Raw genomic sequence first — 21,888 nt, forward strand, 5'->3', positions numbered from 1 at the left:
TCTTTGAGTGCCCCCGGAATAATCTGGTTCATACGAATGGTTCTAGGCCGCCGCCATCGCTTCATCGAGATTCGTCGACAGTGGTTTCGGCACTATCTGCGGACAACTGAAAAGGCCGACTTGCTACGAGGACTTCCGCTACTTGGTATCTGCTGTGGGAACACTAGGCGAATCGAGGATGCTTCAAAACGATCAGGCGGCGAAGCTCAAGTCACCACAGAAAAAGCCCGGCACCTTGAAGATGCCGGACCAAGATTGCGCCAAAGTAAAGTCCGAGGCGCTTCCGGGAGGGACCGGAACTCGATTGTCAGATATCCAATGTGTGATCGCGCTCCCACTTGGTGAGGTGGCGCGTGAAGCTGCCCCATTCCTCGTGCTTCAGCTTCAAGAACGCGTTCACGAAGGGATCGCCGAGCCGATCGCGCAGGACTTGCGATTCCTCGAGCGCGCGCAACGCGTCGAGAAGATTGAGCGGAAGGCGCTTCGCGTCCTTTACGCTCGCGCCCTCGGTATACATGTTGATGTCGAGACGCTTGCCGGGAGTGCGCTTGTTTTCGATGCCGTCCAGTCCGGCCGCCATCACGCAGGCGGGAAGAAGATATGGATTTGCCGCACCGTCTGCGAGACGAAACTCGAACCGCCCGGCACCGGGCACGCGGATCATGTGAGTACGGTTGTTTCCTGAATACGTGATGGTGTTCGGCGCCCAGGTCGCGCCGGAGACGGTCCGAGGGGCATTGATCCTCTTGTACGAATTGACCGTCGGATTGGTAATGGCGCACAAGGCGTCGGCATTGTGGATGACCCCACCGATGAATGCGTAGCCCAAACTCGACAGGCCAAGCTCGTCGCCGCGATCAGCGAACACATTGTCGTCTCCCTTCCACAGAGAGACATGCATGTGACAGCCGGATCCCGTGAGATCGATAAAGGGCTTCGGCATGAAGGTCGCGCGCAGGCCGTGCTTTTCAGCGAGCGTGCGAACCATGTACTTGAAGAACACATGGCGGTCGGCCGTTACCAGAGCGTCGTCATAATGCCAGTTCATTTCGAACTGACCGTTGGCGTCCTCGTGGTCGTTCTGGTATGCGCCCCACCCCAGGGTCAGCATCGCGTCGCATATTTCGCGGATCACGGGGAACTGCCGCATCAACGCCGACTGATCGTAGCAAGGCTTTGACGCGTTATCCGCAAGATCGCTGATGGTGTCCCCGGACGGCGTAATCAGAAAATATTCGCATTCGACCCCGGTCTTGACCTGGAAATCCTGCTTCGCCGCTGCGCGAATCACGGATTTCAGAATGTTGCGGGGGCCCTGAGCCACCGGCTCGCCGCCCATATAGAGGTCCGACGCCAGCCATCCAACCTCTCGATTCCAAGGGAGCTGAACCAAGCTGTGGGGGTCCGGAATCGCGAACATGTCGGCGTCGGCGGGCGACATGTCGAGCCAGGTTGCAAACCCGGCAAAACCGGCGCCGGCGACCAGCATGTCGGAAATCGCGGATGCAGGAACCAGCTTGGCGCGCAGGCTCCCGAACAGATCGACATAAGACACGAGGAAATACTTTATTCCCCTCTCCTTGGCGACTTCCGACAGATCGGCCACTCGCGATGATTCAGAAGCTGACGATGTCATCTTGTTCATGTGTTTCCCCCTCGACTCCGTTGCGTTACAGGCCGGGTATCCAGTTCGTCCCTGCAAGGGGCACGCGCGCCATCGCAGCGGCCTCAACGGTCAGCGCGACGAGATCCTCCGGCTCGAGGTTGTGCAAATGGCTCTTGCCACAGGCCCGCGCGATCGTCTGCGCCTCGAGCGTCAGCACGGAGAGATAGTTCGCCAGTCGGCGTCCCGCCTTCACGGGGTCGAGGCGGGCAGTCAACACAGGATCTTGAGTCGTGATCCCGGCGGGATCCTTGCCTTCATGCCAATCGTCATATGCGCCGGCGGTGCTGCCGAGCGCCTGATATTCGCTCTCGAGCGATGGATCGTTGTCGCCCAAAGCGACCAGTGCCGCGGTGCCGATTGCGACGGCATCGGCGCCAAGTGCAAGAGCCTTGGCAACATCCGCTCCGGTGCGGATGCCACCCGAAACGATGAGTTGAACCTTGCGATGGAAGCCGAGATCCTGCAACGCCTGCACGGCCGGCCGAATGGCGCCCAGGATCGGAAGCCCGACATTCTCGATGAATACGTCCTGGGTGGCGGCCGTGCCGCCCTGCATGCCATCGAGGACCACCACGTCCGCACCGGCTTTCACGGCAAGCGACGTGTCATAATAGGGACGGGATGCCCCGACTTTCACATAGATCGGCTTTTCCCAGTCGGTGATCTCGCGCAGTTCTTCGATCTTGATCTCCAGATCGTCGGGCCCGGTCCAATCCGGGTGACGGCACGCCGAGCGCTGATCGATGCCCTTCGGAAGGGTTCTCATCGCAGCGACGCGATCGGAAATCTTTTGTCCAAGCAGCATGCCTCCGCCGCCTGGCTTGGCACCCTGCCCGATGACAACTTCGATCGCGTCCGCCTTGCGAAGATCGTCGGGATTCATCCCGTAACGAGAAGGAAGATACTGATACACAAGCAGCGACGAATGTTCGCGCTCCTCGGCCGTCATTCCTCCGTCACCGGTCGTGGTGGACGTTCCGATCGCGGATGCGCCTCGACCCAACGCCTCCTTGGCGGGCCCCGACAGGGCGCCGAAGCTCATCCCGGCAATCGTCACCGGCGTCTTCAGGGTGATCGGCTTCTTGGCGAAGCGCGAACCCAACGTCACGTCGGTCCCGCACTTCTCGCGGTAGCCTTCGAGGGGATAGCGCGAAATCGATGCGCCGAGAAAAAGCAGATCGTCAAAATGCGGCAGCGCTCGCTTGGTGCCTCCGCCCCGAATGTCGTAGATGCCGGTCGCGGCCGCTCGCCTGATCTCGGCGAGCACGTGAGGCGAGAAAGTGCTCGAGAATCTGGGGAGCGTTTGCGGAACCGGCTTGGTATGCATGGTCATCTCAGTGAGCCCTCAATACGCGCCGGCATTGTCGACATGGAAGTTGTACAGCCGACGCGCCGAGCCGTAGCGCTTGAAGCTCGAAACATCGACCTCGCCGGCAACACCTAATTGCTTCAGCTTCTCGTGCAGCGCCGATTTGTGCTCGTCCTTCATCGGCTTCTCGATGCAATCTGATCCTAGGCTGGCGACCGAGCCGCGGACGAACAGGCGCGCCTCATACAGAGAATCCCCGAGATATTCTCCCGCATTACCGAGGACGATCAGGTCTCCCGCCTGCCCCATGAAGGCGCTCATGTGGCCGATGCTGCCCTTGACGAGGATATCGATGCCCTTCATGGAAATGCCGCATCGGGCCGCGGCATTGCCATCAATGATGAGCTGACCGCCACGACCCGTGGCACCAGCGGCTTGGCTTGCATCGCCATGGACATGGACCGCTCCGGACATCATGTTCTCGGCCACACCGACGCCAGCGTTGCCGTTGACGATCACGGTCGCTCGCTGATTCATGCCGGCACAATAATATCCGACATGGCCGTCGATCTGGACCGTTAGAGGAACGCGGATGCCGGCCGCCACCGCGTGCGCTCCATTCGGATTCTTGACGACCCAGCGCCTGGTAACATCTGCTTCAGACGCTCCATGCAAAGCCGAATTGAGATCGCGGAGCTTGATGCGCCCCAAATCGAAAACGTTGTCGCTGACCATCAGATTCACGCCGCATGCTCCCAGAAGTAAACTGTTGCGGGCTCCGGCTCCCATAGTTTCGCGTTTGCAACGCCCGGCAACGCCGCCAAGGCGCGATACTCCGATCCGAACGCCACGTACTGATCGGTTTCGGCTAGGATCGCCGGCTTGCAAGCAATTGGATCGCGGATGACACCGAAGCCGGATTCGGTTCCGACAACGAATGTGTAGAAGCCGTCGAGATTTGACAGGCCCGCCTTCAATGCTTCCCCTAAGGTTTCTCCCTTGCTCATCCGCCAGGTTAGGTAGCCTGCGGCGACCTCGGAATCATTATCCGTCTCAAATTTCAGCCCCTCATGCTCGAGCTTGCGACGAAGGCCCGCGTGGTTCGAGAGCGAGCCGTTGTGCACAAGACATTCGTCGACCCCGGTCGAGAACGGGTGGGCCCCTCGCGTGGTGACCGCGGACTCGGTCGCCATGCGGGTGTGACCGATACCGTGGGAGCCGCTCATGCGAGGAAGGCCGAATGAGTTCGCAACGTCCGAAGGACAGCCGACATCCTTGAACACTTCCATTCTGCGGCCGACGCTGACGACACTCAGGCCGGCCGAGTTCCGCAGCGTGGAGCGCGCGAAGCCCTCGTCTGATTTCCGTACGGTGATGGTTGTGTGATTGAAGCGGCGGACCGGCCGCAGATCGTATTCAAGATGCGCCTCGATGTCCTTGATGGCGGATTGAGCGCTCTGCGGATCGAGGTGGCTAAAGGTGATCTTGATACCGGCCTGCGGGCTGCCGTTGGAGTAGACGGCAAATCCGGCGCTGTCGGGGCCGCGAACGCACATGGTCCCGAGCATTTCGGACAGTAACGCACCGAGATCTGGCTCGAGCTTCTTATCCTTTATGAACAAGCCGACGATGCCGCACATAATCACCACCTCGCTGGTCAATCCAACGAAGTGATATTACCCGGTCACTTTTCTGTCAAGAAAAAAAATTTCGCAATAGGAAACTAGCTGGATTCCCGCGAATACACGATGATCGACAGATAAGTCATAGGAACTTCAATGAGTTGGTCCGGACCGTGAGCCGCCCGGGAATCGAACATCAGCGAGTCGCCGGGGCCAAGCTCGTAGACCTGATCTCCGTGCCGGTAGCCGACCCTTCCGCTCAGCATGTAGATGAACTCAATACCGGCGTGCTGGAACCCGGTGAACGACTGGGCGCCTTCGCGCAACGTGATGAAGTACGGCTCCATGACGATGTCACCACGCAAGGCATGTCCGAGCAGTTCGTAGACATGCCCCGATTTGCTGCCGCGCCTTTCGATGATGAGGCCTTTTCTCGCGGCCACGTATGAACAATCACCCCTCTCTTCGGACGCGGCGAACAACGAACTGATCGGTACGTTGACTGCCCCGGCGAGCGCGGCAATCGTTGTCAGGGATGGCGAGATTTGACCGTTTTCGATTTTCGAGAGCATGCCAACCGAGATGCCGGCCGTCTTCGCAAGGTCAGCAACTGACAGATCCTGAGAGCGGCGGATCCGCTTGATCTGGCGACCCAGCGCGCGCTCCAGTCTTCGTTCCAAAGCAGCCGGCGCGCCAGACCCGGTTGGAAAATCTTCTTCAGACAAATTGCACCCAACGATTGCTCATGCCTAGATAGGCATGCGCTGTCGCCATGTCCATGATTCAATTGTCTGAATTGCCCGTCCGACGCTCAAGCTCGCGGTCGCCGCGACGATGGTTCTGCGCGTTCGAACTCTTCCCGACCACTAAACAGAACGCCTAGACGAATTCGGCTCTCCATCTCCATCATCATGCGGCTGCGTTCAGGACGTTTCTGCAATCAAATTAAAGGGTTGGAAGGTGCCTCGCAATTGACCGTCGCTCCAAGTCGAGTTCGCGAGCAAAAAATGCAGCACACGCCGTTTGTCCTCGGCAGTCCACACGCCCAGGCGTCTTCAAGTGCCGTCCTTGTCAGAAGCCCTTCTCCGTTCTTCTCCGTGACCGTACGTGTTCGAGCGCAGCAAGATCAAGCTGAACGTTTCGGTGCATGCCGTCAATCTCCACATCGTGTCCAAGAAACGCTTCTCCACTCACCAGCTCATGGTCGATCAACTCGACAACGTGTGGAAGAGCGGTCATCGCCTGCAGACGACGTCACGATTTTCTTTCACCGGATCTGCAAATATGTGGCGGGACACCCTCCCCGAACTGAGCGGAGCGACAGTGGCGACGCCGGCGATACCGACGCCCTTCTTCGCCCGCTCAATCGTGATTGAAGACCGAATTATCAGCTAGACGTGTCCATTGTCGTAAATGGGAAAAGCGGCGGTCAGCGAGCGCACCCGCTGCTTGACGCTGGATTGAGCCTTCTCAAGCGCGAGATCGTCGCCTTTCATGAGGGCCTCCAGAAGATCCGCGATCATTTCCCCGATCACCTCGAATTCGAATCGTCCGAAGCCGCGGGTTGTCGCTGCCTGGGACCCTAATCGGATTCCGGACGTAATGAACGGCTTTTCGGTGTCAAAGGGGACGCCGTTCTTGTTGCAGATGATGTTCGCGCCAACGAGAGCCGCTTCAGCCGCTTTGCCGGTTAACCGCTTGCTGCGGAGATCGACGAGCAAAAGATGATTGTCAGTTCGGCCGGAGACGATCGCAAATCCTCTCGACGCGAGCGTTTCAGCCAGCCTCTTCGCATTGCTGACCACCGACTGGGAATATTCCCTAAATTCCGGTCGAAGAGCCTCCCCGAACGCCACCGCTTTTGCGGCGATGACATGCATCAGGGGTCCACCCTGGATCCCGGGGAAAATCGACGAGTTGATCTGCTTGGCAAGCTCGTCGTCGTTGGTCAGGATCATGCCTCCGCGCGGACCGCGAAGTGTCTTGTGCGTGGTCGTGGTCACCACATGGGCGTGTGGAAATGGCGAGGGATGAACGCCGCCGGCAACCAAGCCGGCAAAATGCGCCATATCCACCATCAGGTAGGCTCCTACGGCTTCGGCGATGGCGCGAAACCGCTCGAAATTCCAGAACCTGGAATAGGCTGATCCACCGGCAACGATAATCTTCGGACGATGCTGGTGGGCCAAAGCCTCGACCTCGTCCATATCGATCGTTTGATCTTCTCTTGTCACGGAATACGGTACGACATTGAACCATTTTCCCGACAGATTAACCGGAGAGCCGTGCGTCAGATGGCCCCCGGCGGCCAAGTTCAGACCCATGAATGTCTCACCCGGCTTCATGAGTGCGAAGAAAACGCCCTGATTGGCCTGCGAACCCGAGTTCGGCTGCACGTTGGCGTGAGCGCAGTCGAAAAGCTGCTTTGCCCGGTCGATCGCCAGTTGCTCTGCTTCATCGACCCGCGCGCAACCGGCGTAGTAGCGCTTGCCGGGATATCCTTCGGCGTATTTGTTGGTCAGCACTGACCCTTGGGCATCGAGCACAGCGCGAGAGACGATGTTCTCGGAGGCGATCAGCTCGACTTCGTGCTGTTGCCGGGCAAGTTCGCCGCTCACGATCGAGGCAATTTCAGGATCGGTATCGCTGAGACGGCTTGAAAAGAATTTCCGGTTCAAGATCGCGTTCATCAATGGCTTTCCTTCAACACTCGGGGAGATTGACCGCCAATCCGCCCAATGACGTCTCTTTGTATTTCGATTGCATATCGCGGCCGGTATCGCGCATGGTCCGGATCACGACGTCGAGCGACACGATATGCCTTCCATCGCCTCTGAGCGCCAGGGAGGCGGCGTTGACCGCACTGACCGCTCCGAAGGCATTGCGTTCAATACAGGGCACCTGAACCAATCCTCCCACCGGATCGCAGGTCATGCCGAGATGATGCTCCATGCCGATCTCGGCCGCGTTCTCGATTTGCGCATTGTCTCCTCCGAGCACCGCAGCGAGGCCAGCCGCCGCCATCGAACACGCTACTCCAACCTCTCCCTGGCAGCCGACCTCCGCCCCCGAAATCGACGCGTTCATCTTGAACAGAGCACCGATCGCAGCCGCAGTGAGCAGAAACGTCCGCATACCGTCCGCCGAACTTGTCGGGCAATGGTCGCGATAGTAGCGGAGCGTCGCAGGGACTACTCCCGCCGCGCCGTTGGTCGGAGCGGTGACGACGCGTCCGCCGGCCGCGTTCTCTTCGTTGACAGCGATCGCGTAAAGGCTGACCCAATCCATCACTTCATGGGGAGAACGCATGTTCGATCTGGCCGAGGCCTCGAGCTGATCGAAGATCGATTTCGCCCTGCGCTTGACCTTCAGTCCGCCTGGAAGCTCTCCTTCTATGCTCAATCCCCGGTCGATACAGCCCATCATCGCGGCGGTGATTTGATCGAGATGATACTCCACCTCCTCTTTGGAGCGGATGCTGCATTCATTTGCCATCACCATCTCGGCAATGCTCAGCTTGCGTTCGAGGCCGAACTTGAGCAGATCTTCGCCGCTTCTGAAGTCGAAGGGCGCGGTGATCCCTGTAGGCTGGGATGGCGAGGTTTGCGCGATGTCGTCTTCCCTGCAGACAAATCCTCCGCCGATCGAACACCAGGCCTCCTCGACGACCCGCTCGCCATCGCCGTCGAGGGCACAGAATAGCAAGGTGTTGGGGTGATGTTTGGCCTCGCGGGCGACATCGAAGACGATGTCGAGATCCGGATCGAACGAAGCCCGGAACGCCTCGCAAATCTTGATCGACTTCTCGTTGCGAACTTCGGTCAGCATTCGATCGATCCGTGCGGGATCGACCGAGCTGGGCAACTGGCCCAGCAGTCCCAGCACGACGGCCTTGTCCGTTCCATGCCCCCTGCCCGTCCAGGCTAGGGAACCGAGCAGACGCACCTGCAACCTTCGAACTCTGCCGACGCATGCGCTGCGCGAAAGCGACCGCACGAAGTCGTGCGCCGCCCTCATCGGACCAACCGTATGGGAAGACGATGGACCGATCCCGATTTTGAAGATGTCGAAGACGCTGATCAACGGATATCCTCATGCACGAACAGTTCGAATTCCATATGGAACATGGTCCTTGCGCCGGAGGGCGCCTTCGCGCCCGTCAGCCGCACAATCGGCGGATCAGTGACGAGTAGATCTCGAACGCATCCTCGATTTTGCTGACATGGCAGAACTCGTCGGTCCGATGGCATTGCGCAGCTTCGCCAGGCCCGATCACAACCGTCGCGACATCGTTGAAGCCGGGCACGAGCGCCGAGGCATCGGTGAAATAGGGGGCACCGGCTGGCTTGGGCGCCGTCCGCGAGCGTGACTCCAGTATCTGGATCAGCGGCAGAATGCTCGGATCGTCCGGCTCGGTTGCAAATCCCTTGAAGTCCGTGATGACTTCGATCCTTGCCTCGTCTCCGCACAGCCGCTGAATGTCGGCGAGCAGCTCGGGGTGCCCGTAGGCCGGAATGGTACGAAAATCCACCGTGAAGCAGGCGGCGTCAGGAACGGAATTGATGCTTTGACCGCCGGACACGGTGGTCACAGAACTCGTGACATGGCCGAGCAGTGGATGCGGCTCGATTGGGAACTTGTGGGCTTCGATGCGGCGTATCCATTCAGCGATGGTGTATATCGCGTTGTCACCTAGTTCCGGCATTGAGGAATGAACGGTCTTGCCCTTGGCGGTGATACGCACGCGCAGCGAACCCTTGTGGGCGATGATCGGCAAATTTGAGGTCGGTTCGGCGACGATCAGCAGCTCGGCCGATCCAAGCACGCCCCTTTTAGCAAGGTGGAATGCGCCCTCGCATCCGGTTTCCTCTGCCGCCGTAATCACCAGGGTGATGCCACGCTTGAGCGGCACCTTGCCTTTACTCTCGGCGATCGTCGCGGCCACGAACGCCGCGACGCCCCCCTTCATGTCGCTGGCTCCGCGTCCAAAGAGCTTGCCGTCGCGAATTTCCGCTGCGAACGGCGGTACCGTCCAAGGCTTGTCTCCGAGCGCAACGACATCGACATGTCCCGAAAACACCAAGGGCGCTAGGTCGCTGTCGCCGCGCAATCGCGCGACGATCGACGGCCGTCCCGGGACGAAGTCATGGGTTTCGACTTCAAGGCCTGCGCGCGATAGCAACTCCGCCAAGAACTCGATGCAGGCTCTTTCGTCACCTGGCGGGTTCAGCGAGGGAAACTGGATCAACTTCCTCGCGAGCTCGACGCTACACAGTGTCATGCTTCCACTCCTCGCCCAATCGGGCGCAATCATTTGGCGCGCGGGAACGCCACGCACGCGCCGCGATCAGCGTAATCCCAAGCGAACCGCCGTTCAGTGGTCCAGCACAGAATGCAGGAATGCGCGCGTGCGGTCCGACTCGGGGTTGCTGAAGATCTTGTTGGGCGGTCCCTGCTCTATGATACGACCGCGATCGAAGACGATAATGCGATCAGATACCTCCCGGGCAAAGCGCATCTCATGCGTGACGATGAGGATCGACACGTTCGATTCCTGCGCGACACCGCGCACGACATCGAGAACTTCGCCGGCCAATTCCGGGTCCAGCGCCGAGGTAATTTCATCCAGCAACAGTATCTCGGGCTTGAGGATGAGCGCCCGAGCAATCGCAATGCGTTGCTGCTGACCTCCGGAAAGTTGGGCGGGATATGATCGCACCTTGTCTGCCAGCCCCACCTTCTGCAGATATTCTAGCGCGCTCTGCTCTGCCTGTTCTTTGGAATGGCCGAGGACTGTCGTTGGGGCCAGAATGAGATTCTGCAGTACGGTCAGATGTGGGAACAAGTTGAATTGCTGGAACACCATCCCGCAACGGCGACGGATACGCGCTTCCTGGGCACTAGAGAGTGGCTTGCCGTGCGCATCAAACAGAATGCTCTCTCCAAGAATCCTGATGTCCCCGCTGGTCGGCTTTCCGAGCGTCATGGCGAGGCGAAGAACAGTGGTTTTGCCTGATCCACTCGGACCAATCAGCGTAACCTTCTCGCCGGGCCGCACTTTCAGATCGAGGTCCACGAGCACTCGATGGGATCCAAACGATTTGCAGACCTTGTCGAACTCGATGGCCCACGGGAACTGCTCCGCGTTGCTCATGGATGACTGAGCCTTGGATTGAGCCGGTGTCTTGCTCGGGGCTGCGGCAGAGTCCTGGCTTGCGAGCGGTCCCGATGGATTGAATTGGGTGATGTTATGCATGGCGGACCTTGAATCTGTAGAGGACGTAGAGGAACGGCAAATTCATGGCCACATAGATCAATCCTGTCAGGGTGTAGGGCTCAAGGTAGCGGTAGCTTTGTTCTGCCACGACATCAGCTTGAAACATGAGGACAGGAACACCTATTGCGAACAGCCAAGCGGTGAGCCGAAACAGGCTGAGAACGTAATTGAGCAGGGCGGGGATCGACCGCGTCACCATTAACGGGATCAAGACGCGCTGCCACATAGCAAAGCGGCTCAAATTCAGCGCCACACACGCATCGCGCAATTCGCCGGGAATCGTGATCAAGCTACCGCGATACACCTCCGAGCAGAACGCGGCGTAGACGATCCCCAACACGCCGATGCCGATCGGCAGCGCCGGCATCGTGACCCCGATTTCCGGCAAGACATAAAAGCTGAAGTAAAGCAGAACCAGGACTGGCACGCCGCGGAAGAATTCCAGCCAAAACCGCACAAATGTCCTGCCGAGCGTGGTACTCACACTCTCGAGAATTGCGAGCAACAGACCGCCGACCAGGGCAATGGCCGAACTCGCAATTGTCACAAGAATGGTATACCAGATGCCGATCATCAGGCTCGGCATGATCTGCTGTACGTACTGCCAATCCCAAGTCACGAGGCAGCTCCTTCAAGGGCGTCCAGGCCGGGCACGACTCGCGTCGGGGCTTGCGCCGCCCGCAACGCACGGTTCAGTGGCAGTGCCCGCTCAAGCAGACGAAAGGCGGTGGCGCATATGAGGCACAGGATCCAATAGGTTGCGGCAAGCAGAGCAAACACGATTGCCGTCTTGAAGGTCTGGCCTCGAACGTAGTTTGCAACATAGAGAATATCCTGCACACCGACAAAGCTGACGATTGCGGTCCATTTGACCATGTCCCTCGCCAGACTGCCGAACGCCGGCACAATCTGCGAGAGGGCCTGAGGAAGCACGACCCTTGTGAAACTGTTGAATTTACTCAAGCCGAGCGCGTGGCATGCGTCAAACTGGCCGCGATGCACGGTCTCGATGCCGGCACGCACGATCTCAGCACCGTACACGGCCCCATCGAGCGTCAACACCAGGATCGCAGCTGCCTGGGGTCCAAAGCGCGGCATCCCCGGAATGAGAGGAAGCGCGTAGAACACCCAAAACAGCAGCACGATAGCCGAAGGGCCGCGGATAAGCTCCGTAAAGAGCATCGCGGCTGCCCGGATCGCGGCCGTTTTGGACAGCCTCAACGCACCGAGCAGAACGGCGCCGACTGCGCCGCCTAGGATCGTGGTCGCCGCGATCCACGCGGTGACCCATAATCCCTGCAGGAAGGCAGGCCAGTACTCCAAGACCTCGCTCATGGCGGTCGCAGCCTACTGGCAGCTTGGAACGAGATCGCGGGCTTTGCTCACCTTGGCGAGCATCTGAGCTTGGGCATCGCCGCCTGATAGTCCGTATTTGTCGTAAAGCTTTTGAACCACCCCGCTCTTGACCAGTGCCATCCTCTTCTCGTCGAAAGCATCGCGGAAGCTTACGTCTTCCTTGCGAAATGCTGCTGAGGCACCTGATACAGGAGCCTGCTCGTCCACGACGAGCTCGAGCCCCATCTTCTCGGGATGATTGACCGCCGTCGTGCTTTCTACGTATGTATCCGCTCGTCCGTTGAGCACCGTTGCAACGCCGGCCTGAACGTCAGGGACACGCACGACCTGCTCCTGCTTCACTCCGTTTTTGAGCGCATAGGCTCCTTGAGCCGACCCATCGATCATCGCAACCTTGATGTCCGGATTTTGCGCAAGATGGGCGATACCGGTCAGGCGCTTCGGGTTGCCCGATCGCACATACAGCGCGACTCGGTAGACGTAGATGGGCGCGGTGAATAGGACTGCTTTGCAGCGTTCTTCGGTCGGCGCAAGATCGGCAACGAAGTCCACCTGCCGGCCCTGAAGCGCGGGGATCATGGCACTCCATGCGGTGAGCTGGGGCTTGATCATCGGCAAGCCCAACTCCTTGAGAATCATGTTCTCGATTTCTAGAACGGTGCCCTGCGCCTCGCCGCTCGGTGAAATCAGCATATAAGGGGGCTGCGAGGCCATCGCGACCTTGACGTCGCCCGCCTTGTGGATCGAGGCCAGCAGCGCGTTATCGATTTCGGCGAAGGCAGGGCTCGCAGCAAAAGTTGACGCGAGCACGGCGGCAAGCAGCAAGCGGTTCTGTATCCCAGACATGACATTCCCCTTCCTCGTTAATGTTTTCTCAAAAAGTTCCTTGCAGCGTGTCCCTACAGTCCGAGCTTTAGCCGTGCCGTGATCGCCCGAGAGCAGCACGTAACGATTTTCGTTGATTGCTCGGTTTCGAACAGGACCGAGTCGCGGTGATCGGCGACTCCCTCCAGCAGATCAACGACACAGGTGCCACATACGCCCTGCGTACACAGAAACGGCGGATCCAGACCATGCCGGCGCAACGCTGCGAGTATCGTCTCATTCGCCGCCACGGCAATGACCGCGCCGCTGCTGGCGATCTCGACCTCAAAGGGCTTGTCGTCGCCAGTCGTTACAGCGGCAGTGAAGCTCTCAAAATGGACACACTCCTTGGGCCAATCCTGAAACGCACCCTCCACTCTCTTCATGAGCCCGGAGGGGCCACAGCAATAGACATGCGCGCCATCGCCCTTCTCGGCCTCTGCAATGCGTTCGACCTGCATTCCGCGGCTTGGATCACCTCCATCGATGTGGAGCGTCGTACGCGCTGCAAAGGGCTGCTTGGCGAGCAGCCCCAGGAACGCCCCGCTCGTTGTGTCCTTGATGCAGTAATGCAGATGCCAGAGCGCGCCTTGTTCAGTCAGCGCACGAACCATCGAGAGTATCGGAGTGATTCCGATACCACCGGCAATCAGCACGTGCCGTTTCGCCGACGTCGCGAGCGGAAAATTATTGCGCGGTTGCGAGATCTCAAGCACCGATCCGCATTCGATACGGTCGTGAAATTCGATCGATCCGCCGCGTCCATTGAGCTCGCGCAACACCGCGATATGGTATGAGTTGGGAGCTTCGATTCCTCCGATCAGGGAATACTGCCTGATCAGACCAGAAGGCAGATGAACATCGATATGGGCGCCCGGCGAGAATCCCGGCAAACCATCTTTCGTGCCTTTCAGGACATAGGACCGAACTCTCTCTGCCTCGGCACGGACGTCCGCAACTTGAACCTGCAAAAGTTCATTGGGTTCAGCCGTCATGACTTCTCACCTTCAATCCCGCCCAGTGCCTAACGGGGTCGAAACGATCCAAATCGTTCACCAACTCCGTACCACCCGCCGTCCTCTTGACTATTTGACCTTCCGATCGATCCTGACGCGCTGTGGCTCGACCGCACGGCGTGGCTTCGGCTTCCGCTTGGCACTCGCCGGCGCGCGCACGCGCTGCGACGCCGTCGCGTCGGGCCAGCCAGTCGCCAGAGAATATCGATGCTATTTCGACCTTTAGCTCGCCGGCGGCGAGATCGTCTCTTCGGACGAAAACCAAAGCATCTTCCGCTTCGCTGCGGGCTTTGCGTTGCGTTACTCTTACCTTGAGCTCCACCGACGAAATCCTTTCCTCCACGCGGTCGCAAACGACCTAGTCGCCTACCGCACGTTTCTTCATACTGAATTGCGGGTCTTCAGGGCCGACGAGTTCGGGAATCGAGAAGCGAAATCTGCACACATGATCGCCTCTCGTCTTGAGGGATTCCCAGCGGACCAGGGCTTGGGGGTGGTAAGTTTGGTACAAGGTCGTGTGCAGCTCAACGTCGTACAGATATCCCAAGTCCATGCCCTCGTTTCCAAATTGAGTCCACACGTCAGCATACGGACAATAGATGCAGTCCTGGTGCCAGGTCCCCTCTGACAAAAAGCCCTCATCCTTGAAGACCCACGTGGAGACAAGCGGGCCGTCCCAATCAAGCATCAGCGTCTTCATGTTGAGTTCGCGGCCTTCTCGAAGGTGCTTTTCGCGCAGCGCCAACCCGCGTTCGCGCCCGAAGCCGCGGACACCTTCGCGAACGAGCTGTTCACCGGCCGCGTCGTAGTTACGGATGACTTCGCGGGCAACGAACATGTAGAGTGCGCCGGCGTTGCGCGAGCTGCGCCGGATCAAGGGCAGCGCACGTTCCGGATCCGACAGAATTTCTGTGTCGATCCCCTCGCTCCGCACGCGTCCTTTTGCATGTGACGCCAGGAACTCGACCGTGATCGTCCAGGGACCGAAGATATCGGGAGCATCGCTTCTGATCGTGCAGCCATCGCTAAAACCTGCCGCGATTCCGGACATCGTTTCAGCCCAGTAGTGGCGCAGCAGGTGTTCGTTGCCAGCACCCAAAAACTGCTCTGAGCCGAGCATGGCCGGCATCGTGATGCTCGCCTGCAGTAAGCCGCCTGATATCTCGTTCGATCCATCAAGTGTCCCCAGGACAAGGTCGCCGCTGTCCCAGTTCTGCAGAATTGCCCGGGCATTCTGATTTCCTGCGATCGCCGACGGCGCTATGCGCAGATTCTCGCCCCGCCACTCACCGAACTGGCGAAATCCGCGGTCGATGACGTCAAGCCCAGCTTGGCCAAGAGCAGCTTCTACTGGCTTCACCAGATTGCGCACCAGCATGAACTGCTTTTCACTCACGTCCCGAAGAGAGGCGAGAAGCCCATCACGGCTGGTTACATCTTCTTCGAGTCCCATCGCGCTCGATCCTTGAAGCTAAGTGCCTATGGCCACAGCAGGACCGTGGCGCCGTAACGTTTCCCGTCTTCAGATCGCAGATATACGAACCGCCTACCTTGCGCTCTCGCACACGGCTTTGCTGGTCGTGCCCTGGCATTCCTCTGGAGGGCTCGGCCGGCGGCTCGTCAAGACCGCGCCGGCACGCGGCCTTCCTTCCCAAACCGCGCTAACGCTGACGACCCGCGAGACGCCTAAAGAGTCGTCTGCTGGCAATCACGTGCTCGCGCAGCATTCACCCGGTGCATAGAGATCAGCACTCGCACCGAGCTATCCGGTTAACGATCGTCGAGCGCTAACCGGGGCACGCCATTCCTAGTATCCACGCTCCGGCTGCACCTGGTGAAGCAGGGGCTGTCCAGCAACATAACGCTTGATATTGTTGCAGAGAATATCAAGGCACCGGACGATGTAATTGTTATCGTCCTGCGTACCGATATGCGGCGTCAACAGCAGGTTGGGCGTATCCCAGAGCGGGGACTCCGACGGGACCGGCTCCGCTTCATATCCGTTGACGATCGCACCGCTCAAATGGCTGTCCGATAGCTTGGCACGAAGCGCATCCCAGTCGAGCACCTGGCCGCGCGAGATGGAGGAAAATCCGGCGCCAGGCTTCATGCTGTCGAACTCCTTCCGTCCGATCAGCTTTCGCGTCGCGTCGGTCAGGGCTGCGCTAAGGAACACGAAGTCGGCGCGAGCTAGCACCTTGTGGAGCGCCTCCGGTCCGAACATCTCGTCCACATTCTGGTGCGGCTCGCCGGAGCGGCGAACTCCAAGGACCTTGAAGCCGAGCTTCTTCGCCAACCCCGCAACAGCACCCCCAATGGCTCCCACGCCGATGACTGCAACGGTTTTGCCCTGAACAGTTGAAATGAATTTCCGTTCCCAACTATGGTTACGCTGATTTGTGACATACCAGGGCATCTTGTTGTTGAGCATAAGCAGCGTCGTGAGCCCATATTCGGCGGCGACCGGCATATGGGCGCCCAGACTCTTGGTCATCACCGCCCCCGCCGGCATCCAGTCGAGCGGCAGCAAGTGGTCGATGCCAGAACCGATGTAATGGACATATTTGAGCTTCGAGGCGGCCGAGAGGCGCTTGAGCGGAAACGTCAACCCCATCAGTGACGTAAATAAAATGTCGGTATTCTCCACGATGTCATTTATATCGTCATAGTCGGTGCCGACGCGAAATTCCGCTAGATCGGTCAGCCCCTCGTGCTTTTTCAGAGCGGCACTCAAGCGGTCCGGAGTAACCCAATAGATTTGCGGCACAGCCGTGATGTTGGCGATATTCACGACTAGACGACGCGATGCGTTGCTGTTCATTAAAGATTACTCCCAGAGATGCTACTTATCGGCCGCTTGTACCGTGATCTGCTCGTGCATCTAAATTGACGCCGACCGGCACGGCTCTGTCGCTACTTTGCGTTCACCTTGTCGATCACGTAGTTCGCGAAGCGATGGATGAGGATTTCCTCGTCCGCATAACGACCCGGCGTGCAAAAACGCGATCGCTGCCCCTGCTGCACAAGTGGCGCCACATCCATGTCTTCCTGCAGCACAGCCTCATACCGCTCGTAATAGCTCGCCGCCACCTCGGCAAAACCTGGTCGCTTGGTCGTGTTTTCCGGGAAACACCAATTGTGGACGAGCGCAAGTTTGTTGGGTCCTTGTGGCAGATACTGGCGGTAGTAGAGATAGCTCGAGGTCAGGATCAATTGCAGATTAGGCTGAACTAGCAAATGATAGGTGCCGCTTGCCTCGCGCTCCGATAAGGTCTCGATCACCGGCAAGTCCGAGAAGGCGGTGATGCCCGCAGGGACAAAGAGGGGAAAATAAGGCCCGGTTGTTTTTGGAAATTCCGCTACCGTCGCCTTGCCGACAAGGTGTTTCGTGTGCACTGTGGCAACATGATAATTCTCCATCGAGTTTTCAAAATAGATTTTCCAATTGCACTCGATGGTCTTCACGTGGCTGTGGGTTAGCCGCATGTTCGCCAGCCCGTAGTTCCTGACCAATTCCGGCAGATCGCCCAGCCATTCGAGCAACGGCTTGGCGTCACGATCGAAGTTGACGAAGATGAAGCCCCCCCAGAGCTCCGTGCGATGCGAGATCAACCCATAGTTCTTCGGATCAAAACCGGCCGCGTGATCCATCGGGTCAGGCGAGCCGGGAACCGAAACCAACTCGCCGGATAGAGCGTAGGTCCAGCTATGATACGGGCAGATGAAAGTACGGCACTTGCCTTTGCCGCGCCCGAGGACGGCCCCACGATGCCGGCATACCGCGCTATGGACACGGACGATGCCCTTACCGTCCCGCACGACAACGAGCGGCTCGCCGACAATGTCGAAGCGGAAATAATCGCCGGGATTGGGGACCTGCTCCTCGCGCCCAACGCAGATCCACTCCTTGGTGAAGATGCTCTCAACCTCCCGCTCGTACCACTCGGCAGACGTGTAACAGAACCCCGGCATCGTCGAGGCGCGCTCGAAATCGGCTCGCGTGTTGGCCAGCAAGCTTGCCTGCGCGCTGTTCATACCCCTTCCCTTTCTATCTGGAGATCCGATTCACTCGGCGAGTACCGGGACGCATAGGAGAACTTCACGCGATCGATGCGATAGTGCATCGCTGTGAAGGCATATGACTCACCGTTCTGCATGTAGTCGGTACCGGAGCTGACCACGATCATGGTGCCCGGAGTCACGCCCAGGATCTTCGCGTCATCCAGCGAAGCCGGTGCAAACTCCAATTCCATCTTGTGTTCAGTGATAGGCAGTCTTGCGTGGCCGCCGAACAACCTTCCGGCAGGGACAGTACCAATCCTGCTCAGGTCGACTTCATCGACGATTGAATCCGGGACGTACCGACGATCAAAAGAGATCACTCTGTCCTCGACGCTGCGAAGCAGGGTGACGACCGAGATCTTATCCAAACGCGCGCGCGGCAGCCTTTCCAGCACGTGATCGGGAGCTTGGGCAGCACGCTCTACCGACAATATCTCGGAGCGCATCTTGATCCCTTGTCGCTCGAAATCCTGTTCAATCGGCAACAAGGGCATCAGCGAGCGCACCACCCTGGGCGGGTTGACGATCGTCCCCCGGCCACGCTGCCGGTCGACCAATCCACTCCCCTCCAGCACGGCAAGTGCACGCCGGATGGTGACCCTGCTGACATTGAAACGGCGAGCAAGCTGATCCTCGCTGGGCAACAGCGAATTGAAGCCCAGCCCCTCGATCTGAGCCCTCAACTCGTCGGCCACTGCGACGTAGCGAGCCATCATCCTCGGTTCCCACCTCTTCGCGTCGCATCAGCGACGGGCTCTTGTAGATACTTAGATGTAGGTGCTAATATGTAGATACTAATATGTCAATACAAATATGTAGACACGATGCATGCTTATCCTCGAAACTGCAATTTCGGATGAGACCGTTCGGGGCGAGGACGCACACCGGAGAATGCCTCGATCCAGTCAGGCGGCCGAAATGGGTCTCGTTGGAGGCCGGCGATGAGCACCAAACTCGTTTTCGCAATGCCGATCGAAGTGCTGCCTAGCGCGCGCCTCGCATCGGAACAGCTCAAGCTTCTAGCGAGCTGAGTTCCATGGCTCGCAAAACGATTGCGTTAACACGGAAGAGCGATCAGGAACGACACGTGCGCCCGCAGACATTTATCAAGAACACCATTTTGGCGCGGCTCTCTCTTCCGGATCTCGCTGCGATAGGGCCGTTTCTCGAGCCGGTCCTGCTTAGAGAACGTCAGGTTCTACAAGAGTCGAAGAAGCCCCTCGAGTACATTCACTTCATTGAATCGGGCCTTGTCTCGCTGAGAATTGTCGCTGAGGGAAGCTTGCTTGAAACAGCGCTGATCGGCTTTCGCGGTGCGGTTGGCGCTTCATTCCTGCTCGGCGGACATTGCTCGACACATCAAGCCGTCGTGCTGTTTCCCGGGAGCGCGCACAGAATTCGTGTCGAGGATCTACGCAAGCTCATGGATGAGCGTCCTGACATCCGCGAGCAGCTCTCAGGCTACGTGCAGGCGCTAAGCTTGCATTGTGCCCAGATGGCCTTGTGCGGCGTTCGGCATGATCGCCGCAAACGGATTGCATCCTGGCTCTGTTTGGCGAGTGATGCGAGCGGCTCTCATGTCCTGCCAACCACTCATGATTACCTTTCCTCGGTCCTGGGACTGCGACGCGCCGGGGTCACGGAGACGCTCAACAACTTCGAGAGCAAAGCTTTGATTCGCAAGGCACGCCGCATCCTGCAAATCGATGACCGCAAGCACCTCGAGCAGCGGGCGTGTTGCTGTTACATGCTCATTTCCAATGGTTATGCGGCGATGGATCGAGCAATTCCGACGGCGGCGCCAGCAGTCCAGTGACACCCTCAACCGTCCTGGTTGTCACGTGCAGCGATTGCGCGGCGGTCAGTCGGGCCATCCCAAGGGACATGCGTAGGATCGCAGCGCGATAACCTTAGCTTGGTCGGCGATTTCGCTGACGTCGTCCAAGAACCCCTACTGGCCTCCGCCTGCGCCTGAGGCGATCGTCACCACATCAGCCGCGGCACGGTCCGGCGTATCGTCTTCACGGCACCGAGCCAAACGGCCGCTCGAGCATGCGGCGGACGCGCACTGGATCAGAACCGATATGGAAAGCGATCGCCTGCTTCTCCATCGCACGCTCCGACTGGGTGGAGCGGTTGCGCTGGCGCAAATAGTCGAGCCAGGTCGGGCAGTGATATCGCTCGATCCATATCTCGGGATCGGCAATGTCGCGCGCGATCGACCAGCCGTAAGCGCCGTTGCGCTTCCGGAACAGCTGCACGTCCTGCATGATGTTATGAAAAGCCCGTGCCTGCTCCTGCGCCACGCGATATTCGACTTCCACCACCAGGGGTCCGCTGCGTCCGGTCAGATGCAGCCGTACTTTGGGATCATCCAGGATTTCGGGCTCCTCACCTCGCGCTCCGACGGGCGGCATCCGCAGCCAGAATCCAATAAGCGGCGAGACGAACATTAAGGCAGCCGCGACCACCAGCGCCATTTCGACACCGGCGACATCGGTCAGATGGCCCCAGCCCCAACTGCCGATAGCGATTCCACCCGAGCTCGCAGCCTGATAGGCCGCGATCGAGCGGCCGGCAACCCAGCGGGGCGCCGAGAGCTGCACTCCGACATTGAACAGCGTCCAGGCCATCGTCCACATAGCGCCCGCGAGCATGAGCGCGGCGGCGGTCAATACCGGCTGACGACTCAGCGCGAGGCCGGCAATCGCCCCACCCATCGCAAGGCTGCAAGCACGGATTGCCGCCTCGCCGCTCATGCGCTTGCGAATCTGTGCGAAGCTGAGCGCGCCGAGAATCGCTCCGATTCCAAAAACGCCAAGAAGCATGCCGTAGGTCTGCGCTCCCGCTTGCAAAAGATCGCGTACGACCAGCGGCATCAGCGCGATGACCGCGCTCGTGATAATTCCGGTGACCGCGGCACGCGCCAGCACGATCTTGATCGGCGGTGAATTGGCAATATACCGCACGCCGGAAACGATGGCGCGGCCCAGCCGTTCAGGCGGCAGGCGCGATGGTTGGGCGATGCGTTTCCACAGGAATAGCGCGACCATCAGCGGCAAACAGAGCAGGGCATTCAGCGCGAATGCTGCCGCGGCGCCGGCGGACGCGACCACAATACCGCCGATGGCGGGCCCAACGCTGCGCGCGATGTTGTAGCTGATGCCATTGAGCGCGATTGCCGCCGGCAGCGCTTCCGATGGCGCCTGCTCCGCGACCGATGACTGCCACGCAGGTCCCAGCAGCGCCGTACCACTGCCGACGACAAAGCATAACGCCAGCAACAGCGTTGGCGTGGTGAGCCCCGCCCAGGCGAGTGTCGTCAATGTCGTGGCCCCGGCGAGCGCTATGGCAAGCGCGCTCAGCGCGACCACGCGGCGGTCGTACATGTCGGCGATCGCCCCGGCCGGCATCGAAATCAGCATGACCGGGAGCATCAGGGCCGTCTGCACCAGCGCGACCTTGTCGGCTGACGGTGTCATTTGCGTCATCGCCCATGCAGCCCCGATGCCCTGAATCAGAGTGCCGAGGTTCGACAACAGGCTTGCCAGCCAGATCCGACGGAACACCGGGAAACGTAACGGCGCGGTAACCCCGTCTACGCTAGAGGCCCGCGGCTTGGTCATGTCGGCTCCTGCCTCGCAGTCTTGCTGCTGCTTAATACTTCGACAGAGTCGATGCCACTCAAACTGGCGTGTTGCCGCGAATGTTTAGTT

General features: G+C 59.2%; 19 protein-coding genes and 1 pseudogene. 2 read left to right on the forward strand and 18 right to left on the reverse strand.

All coding sequences use genetic code 11. The features are described from left to right. Window positions 1-307: 307 nt before the first annotated feature. The 5 genes from glnT to XH92_RS36940 form a co-directional block, all read right to left on the reverse strand. Window positions 308-1,645, reverse strand: a complete 1,338-nt coding sequence (glnT, locus tag XH92_RS36920) for a type III glutamate--ammonia ligase (protein ID WP_246787947.1) — start codon at window positions 1,643-1,645, stop codon at window positions 308-310. A 25-nt stretch (window positions 1,646-1,670) separates the two neighbouring features. Further along, a complete protein-coding gene (locus XH92_RS36925) occupies window positions 1,671-2,999 on the reverse strand; it encodes an FMN-binding glutamate synthase family protein (RefSeq protein ID WP_210345516.1) in 1,329 nt (442 codons plus the stop codon). A 12-nt stretch (window positions 3,000-3,011) separates the two neighbouring features. Further along, the gene (locus XH92_RS36930; RefSeq protein WP_194461603.1) at window positions 3,012-3,710 is read right to left on the reverse strand and encodes a protein glxC; all 699 of its coding nucleotides are present in this window, start codon (window positions 3,708-3,710) and stop codon (window positions 3,012-3,014) included. 5 nt (window positions 3,711-3,715) lie between these two features. Next, window positions 3,716-4,615, reverse strand: coding sequence for a glutamine amidotransferase family protein (locus XH92_RS36935; RefSeq protein WP_194456461.1), 900 nt, complete (start codon window positions 4,613-4,615; stop codon window positions 3,716-3,718). A gap of 83 nt (window positions 4,616-4,698) precedes the next feature. Further along, complete coding sequence (locus XH92_RS36940) at window positions 4,699-5,322, reverse strand: XRE family transcriptional regulator (protein ID WP_210345517.1); 624 nt, start codon at window positions 5,320-5,322, stop codon at window positions 4,699-4,701. A 382-nt stretch (window positions 5,323-5,704) separates the two neighbouring features. Here XH92_RS36940 and XH92_RS36945 point away from each other — a divergent pair, with 382 nt between their 5' ends. Beyond that, window positions 5,705-5,992, forward strand: coding sequence for a hypothetical protein (locus tag XH92_RS36945; RefSeq protein WP_194456462.1), 288 nt, complete (start codon window positions 5,705-5,707; stop codon window positions 5,990-5,992). Here XH92_RS36945 and glyA read toward each other — a convergent pair. From glyA to XH92_RS37005, 12 genes are all read right to left on the reverse strand, one after another. Next, on the reverse strand, window positions 5,989-7,287 hold the full coding sequence (glyA, locus tag XH92_RS36950; RefSeq protein ID WP_194456463.1) for a serine hydroxymethyltransferase: 1,299 nt from the start codon (window positions 7,285-7,287) through the stop codon (window positions 5,989-5,991). The two genes, XH92_RS36945 and glyA, sit on opposite strands and share 4 nt — an antisense overlap. A gap of 13 nt (window positions 7,288-7,300) precedes the next feature. Further along, window positions 7,301-8,680, reverse strand: a complete 1,380-nt coding sequence (locus tag XH92_RS36955; RefSeq protein ID WP_194456464.1) for an L-serine ammonia-lyase — start codon at window positions 8,678-8,680, stop codon at window positions 7,301-7,303. Between the two features lie 76 nt (window positions 8,681-8,756). Further along, window positions 8,757-9,878, reverse strand: coding sequence for a M20 family metallopeptidase (locus XH92_RS36960; RefSeq protein ID WP_194456465.1), 1,122 nt, complete (start codon window positions 9,876-9,878; stop codon window positions 8,757-8,759). Window positions 9,879-9,971: 93 nt separating this feature from the next. Then, window positions 9,972-10,751, reverse strand: a complete 780-nt coding sequence (locus XH92_RS36965) for an amino acid ABC transporter ATP-binding protein (protein ID WP_210345605.1) — start codon at window positions 10,749-10,751, stop codon at window positions 9,972-9,974. A 94-nt stretch (window positions 10,752-10,845) separates the two neighbouring features. Beyond that, complete coding sequence (locus XH92_RS36970; protein ID WP_194456467.1) at window positions 10,846-11,493, reverse strand: amino acid ABC transporter permease; 648 nt, start codon at window positions 11,491-11,493, stop codon at window positions 10,846-10,848. After that, complete coding sequence (locus XH92_RS36975) at window positions 11,490-12,209, reverse strand: amino acid ABC transporter permease (RefSeq protein WP_194456468.1); 720 nt, start codon at window positions 12,207-12,209, stop codon at window positions 11,490-11,492. Before XH92_RS36975 ends, XH92_RS36970 begins: the two co-directional genes overlap by 4 nt. Window positions 12,210-12,221: 12 nt before the next feature. Next, on the reverse strand, window positions 12,222-13,076 hold the full coding sequence (locus tag XH92_RS36980) for a transporter substrate-binding domain-containing protein (protein WP_194456469.1): 855 nt from the start codon (window positions 13,074-13,076) through the stop codon (window positions 12,222-12,224). Between the two features lie 53 nt (window positions 13,077-13,129). Then, on the reverse strand, window positions 13,130-14,089 hold the full coding sequence (locus tag XH92_RS36985) for a PDR/VanB family oxidoreductase (RefSeq protein ID WP_194456470.1): 960 nt from the start codon (window positions 14,087-14,089) through the stop codon (window positions 13,130-13,132). 379 nt (window positions 14,090-14,468) lie between these two features. Beyond that, the gene (locus tag XH92_RS36990) at window positions 14,469-15,563 is read right to left on the reverse strand and encodes an L-2-amino-thiazoline-4-carboxylic acid hydrolase (RefSeq protein ID WP_194456471.1); all 1,095 of its coding nucleotides are present in this window, start codon (window positions 15,561-15,563) and stop codon (window positions 14,469-14,471) included. A 354-nt stretch (window positions 15,564-15,917) separates the two neighbouring features. After that, entirely contained in the window at window positions 15,918-16,931 is a 1,014-nt protein-coding gene (locus XH92_RS36995) for a D-2-hydroxyacid dehydrogenase (RefSeq protein WP_194456472.1), read from the reverse strand. Between the two features lie 92 nt (window positions 16,932-17,023). Then, the gene (locus tag XH92_RS37000; protein WP_194456473.1) at window positions 17,024-18,145 is read right to left on the reverse strand and encodes an aromatic ring-hydroxylating dioxygenase subunit alpha; all 1,122 of its coding nucleotides are present in this window, start codon (window positions 18,143-18,145) and stop codon (window positions 17,024-17,026) included. Next, window positions 18,142-18,888 (reverse strand): GntR family transcriptional regulator, encoded by a 747-nt coding sequence (locus XH92_RS37005; protein WP_194456474.1) that lies wholly within the window; start codon window positions 18,886-18,888, stop codon window positions 18,142-18,144. The genes XH92_RS37000 and XH92_RS37005 overlap by 4 nt, the downstream gene beginning before the upstream one ends. Window positions 18,889-19,208: 320 nt before the next feature. Between XH92_RS37005 and XH92_RS37010 the strand changes: the two genes are divergently transcribed. Then, window positions 19,209-19,988: a Crp/Fnr family transcriptional regulator gene (locus XH92_RS37010; RefSeq protein ID WP_194456475.1), complete on the forward strand. Its 780-nt coding sequence runs from the start codon at window positions 19,209-19,211 to the stop codon at window positions 19,986-19,988. Window positions 19,989-20,123: 135 nt separating this feature from the next. Here the strand turns inward: XH92_RS37010 and XH92_RS37015 are convergent. Then, window positions 20,124-21,798, reverse strand: a pseudogene (locus tag XH92_RS37015) (MFS transporter). Window positions 21,799-21,888: the final 90 nt, after the last annotated feature.

It is taken from the genome of Bradyrhizobium sp. CCBAU 53421, assembly GCF_015291625.1.
In the GTDB taxonomy this organism is placed as follows: domain Bacteria; phylum Pseudomonadota; class Alphaproteobacteria; order Rhizobiales; family Xanthobacteraceae; genus Bradyrhizobium.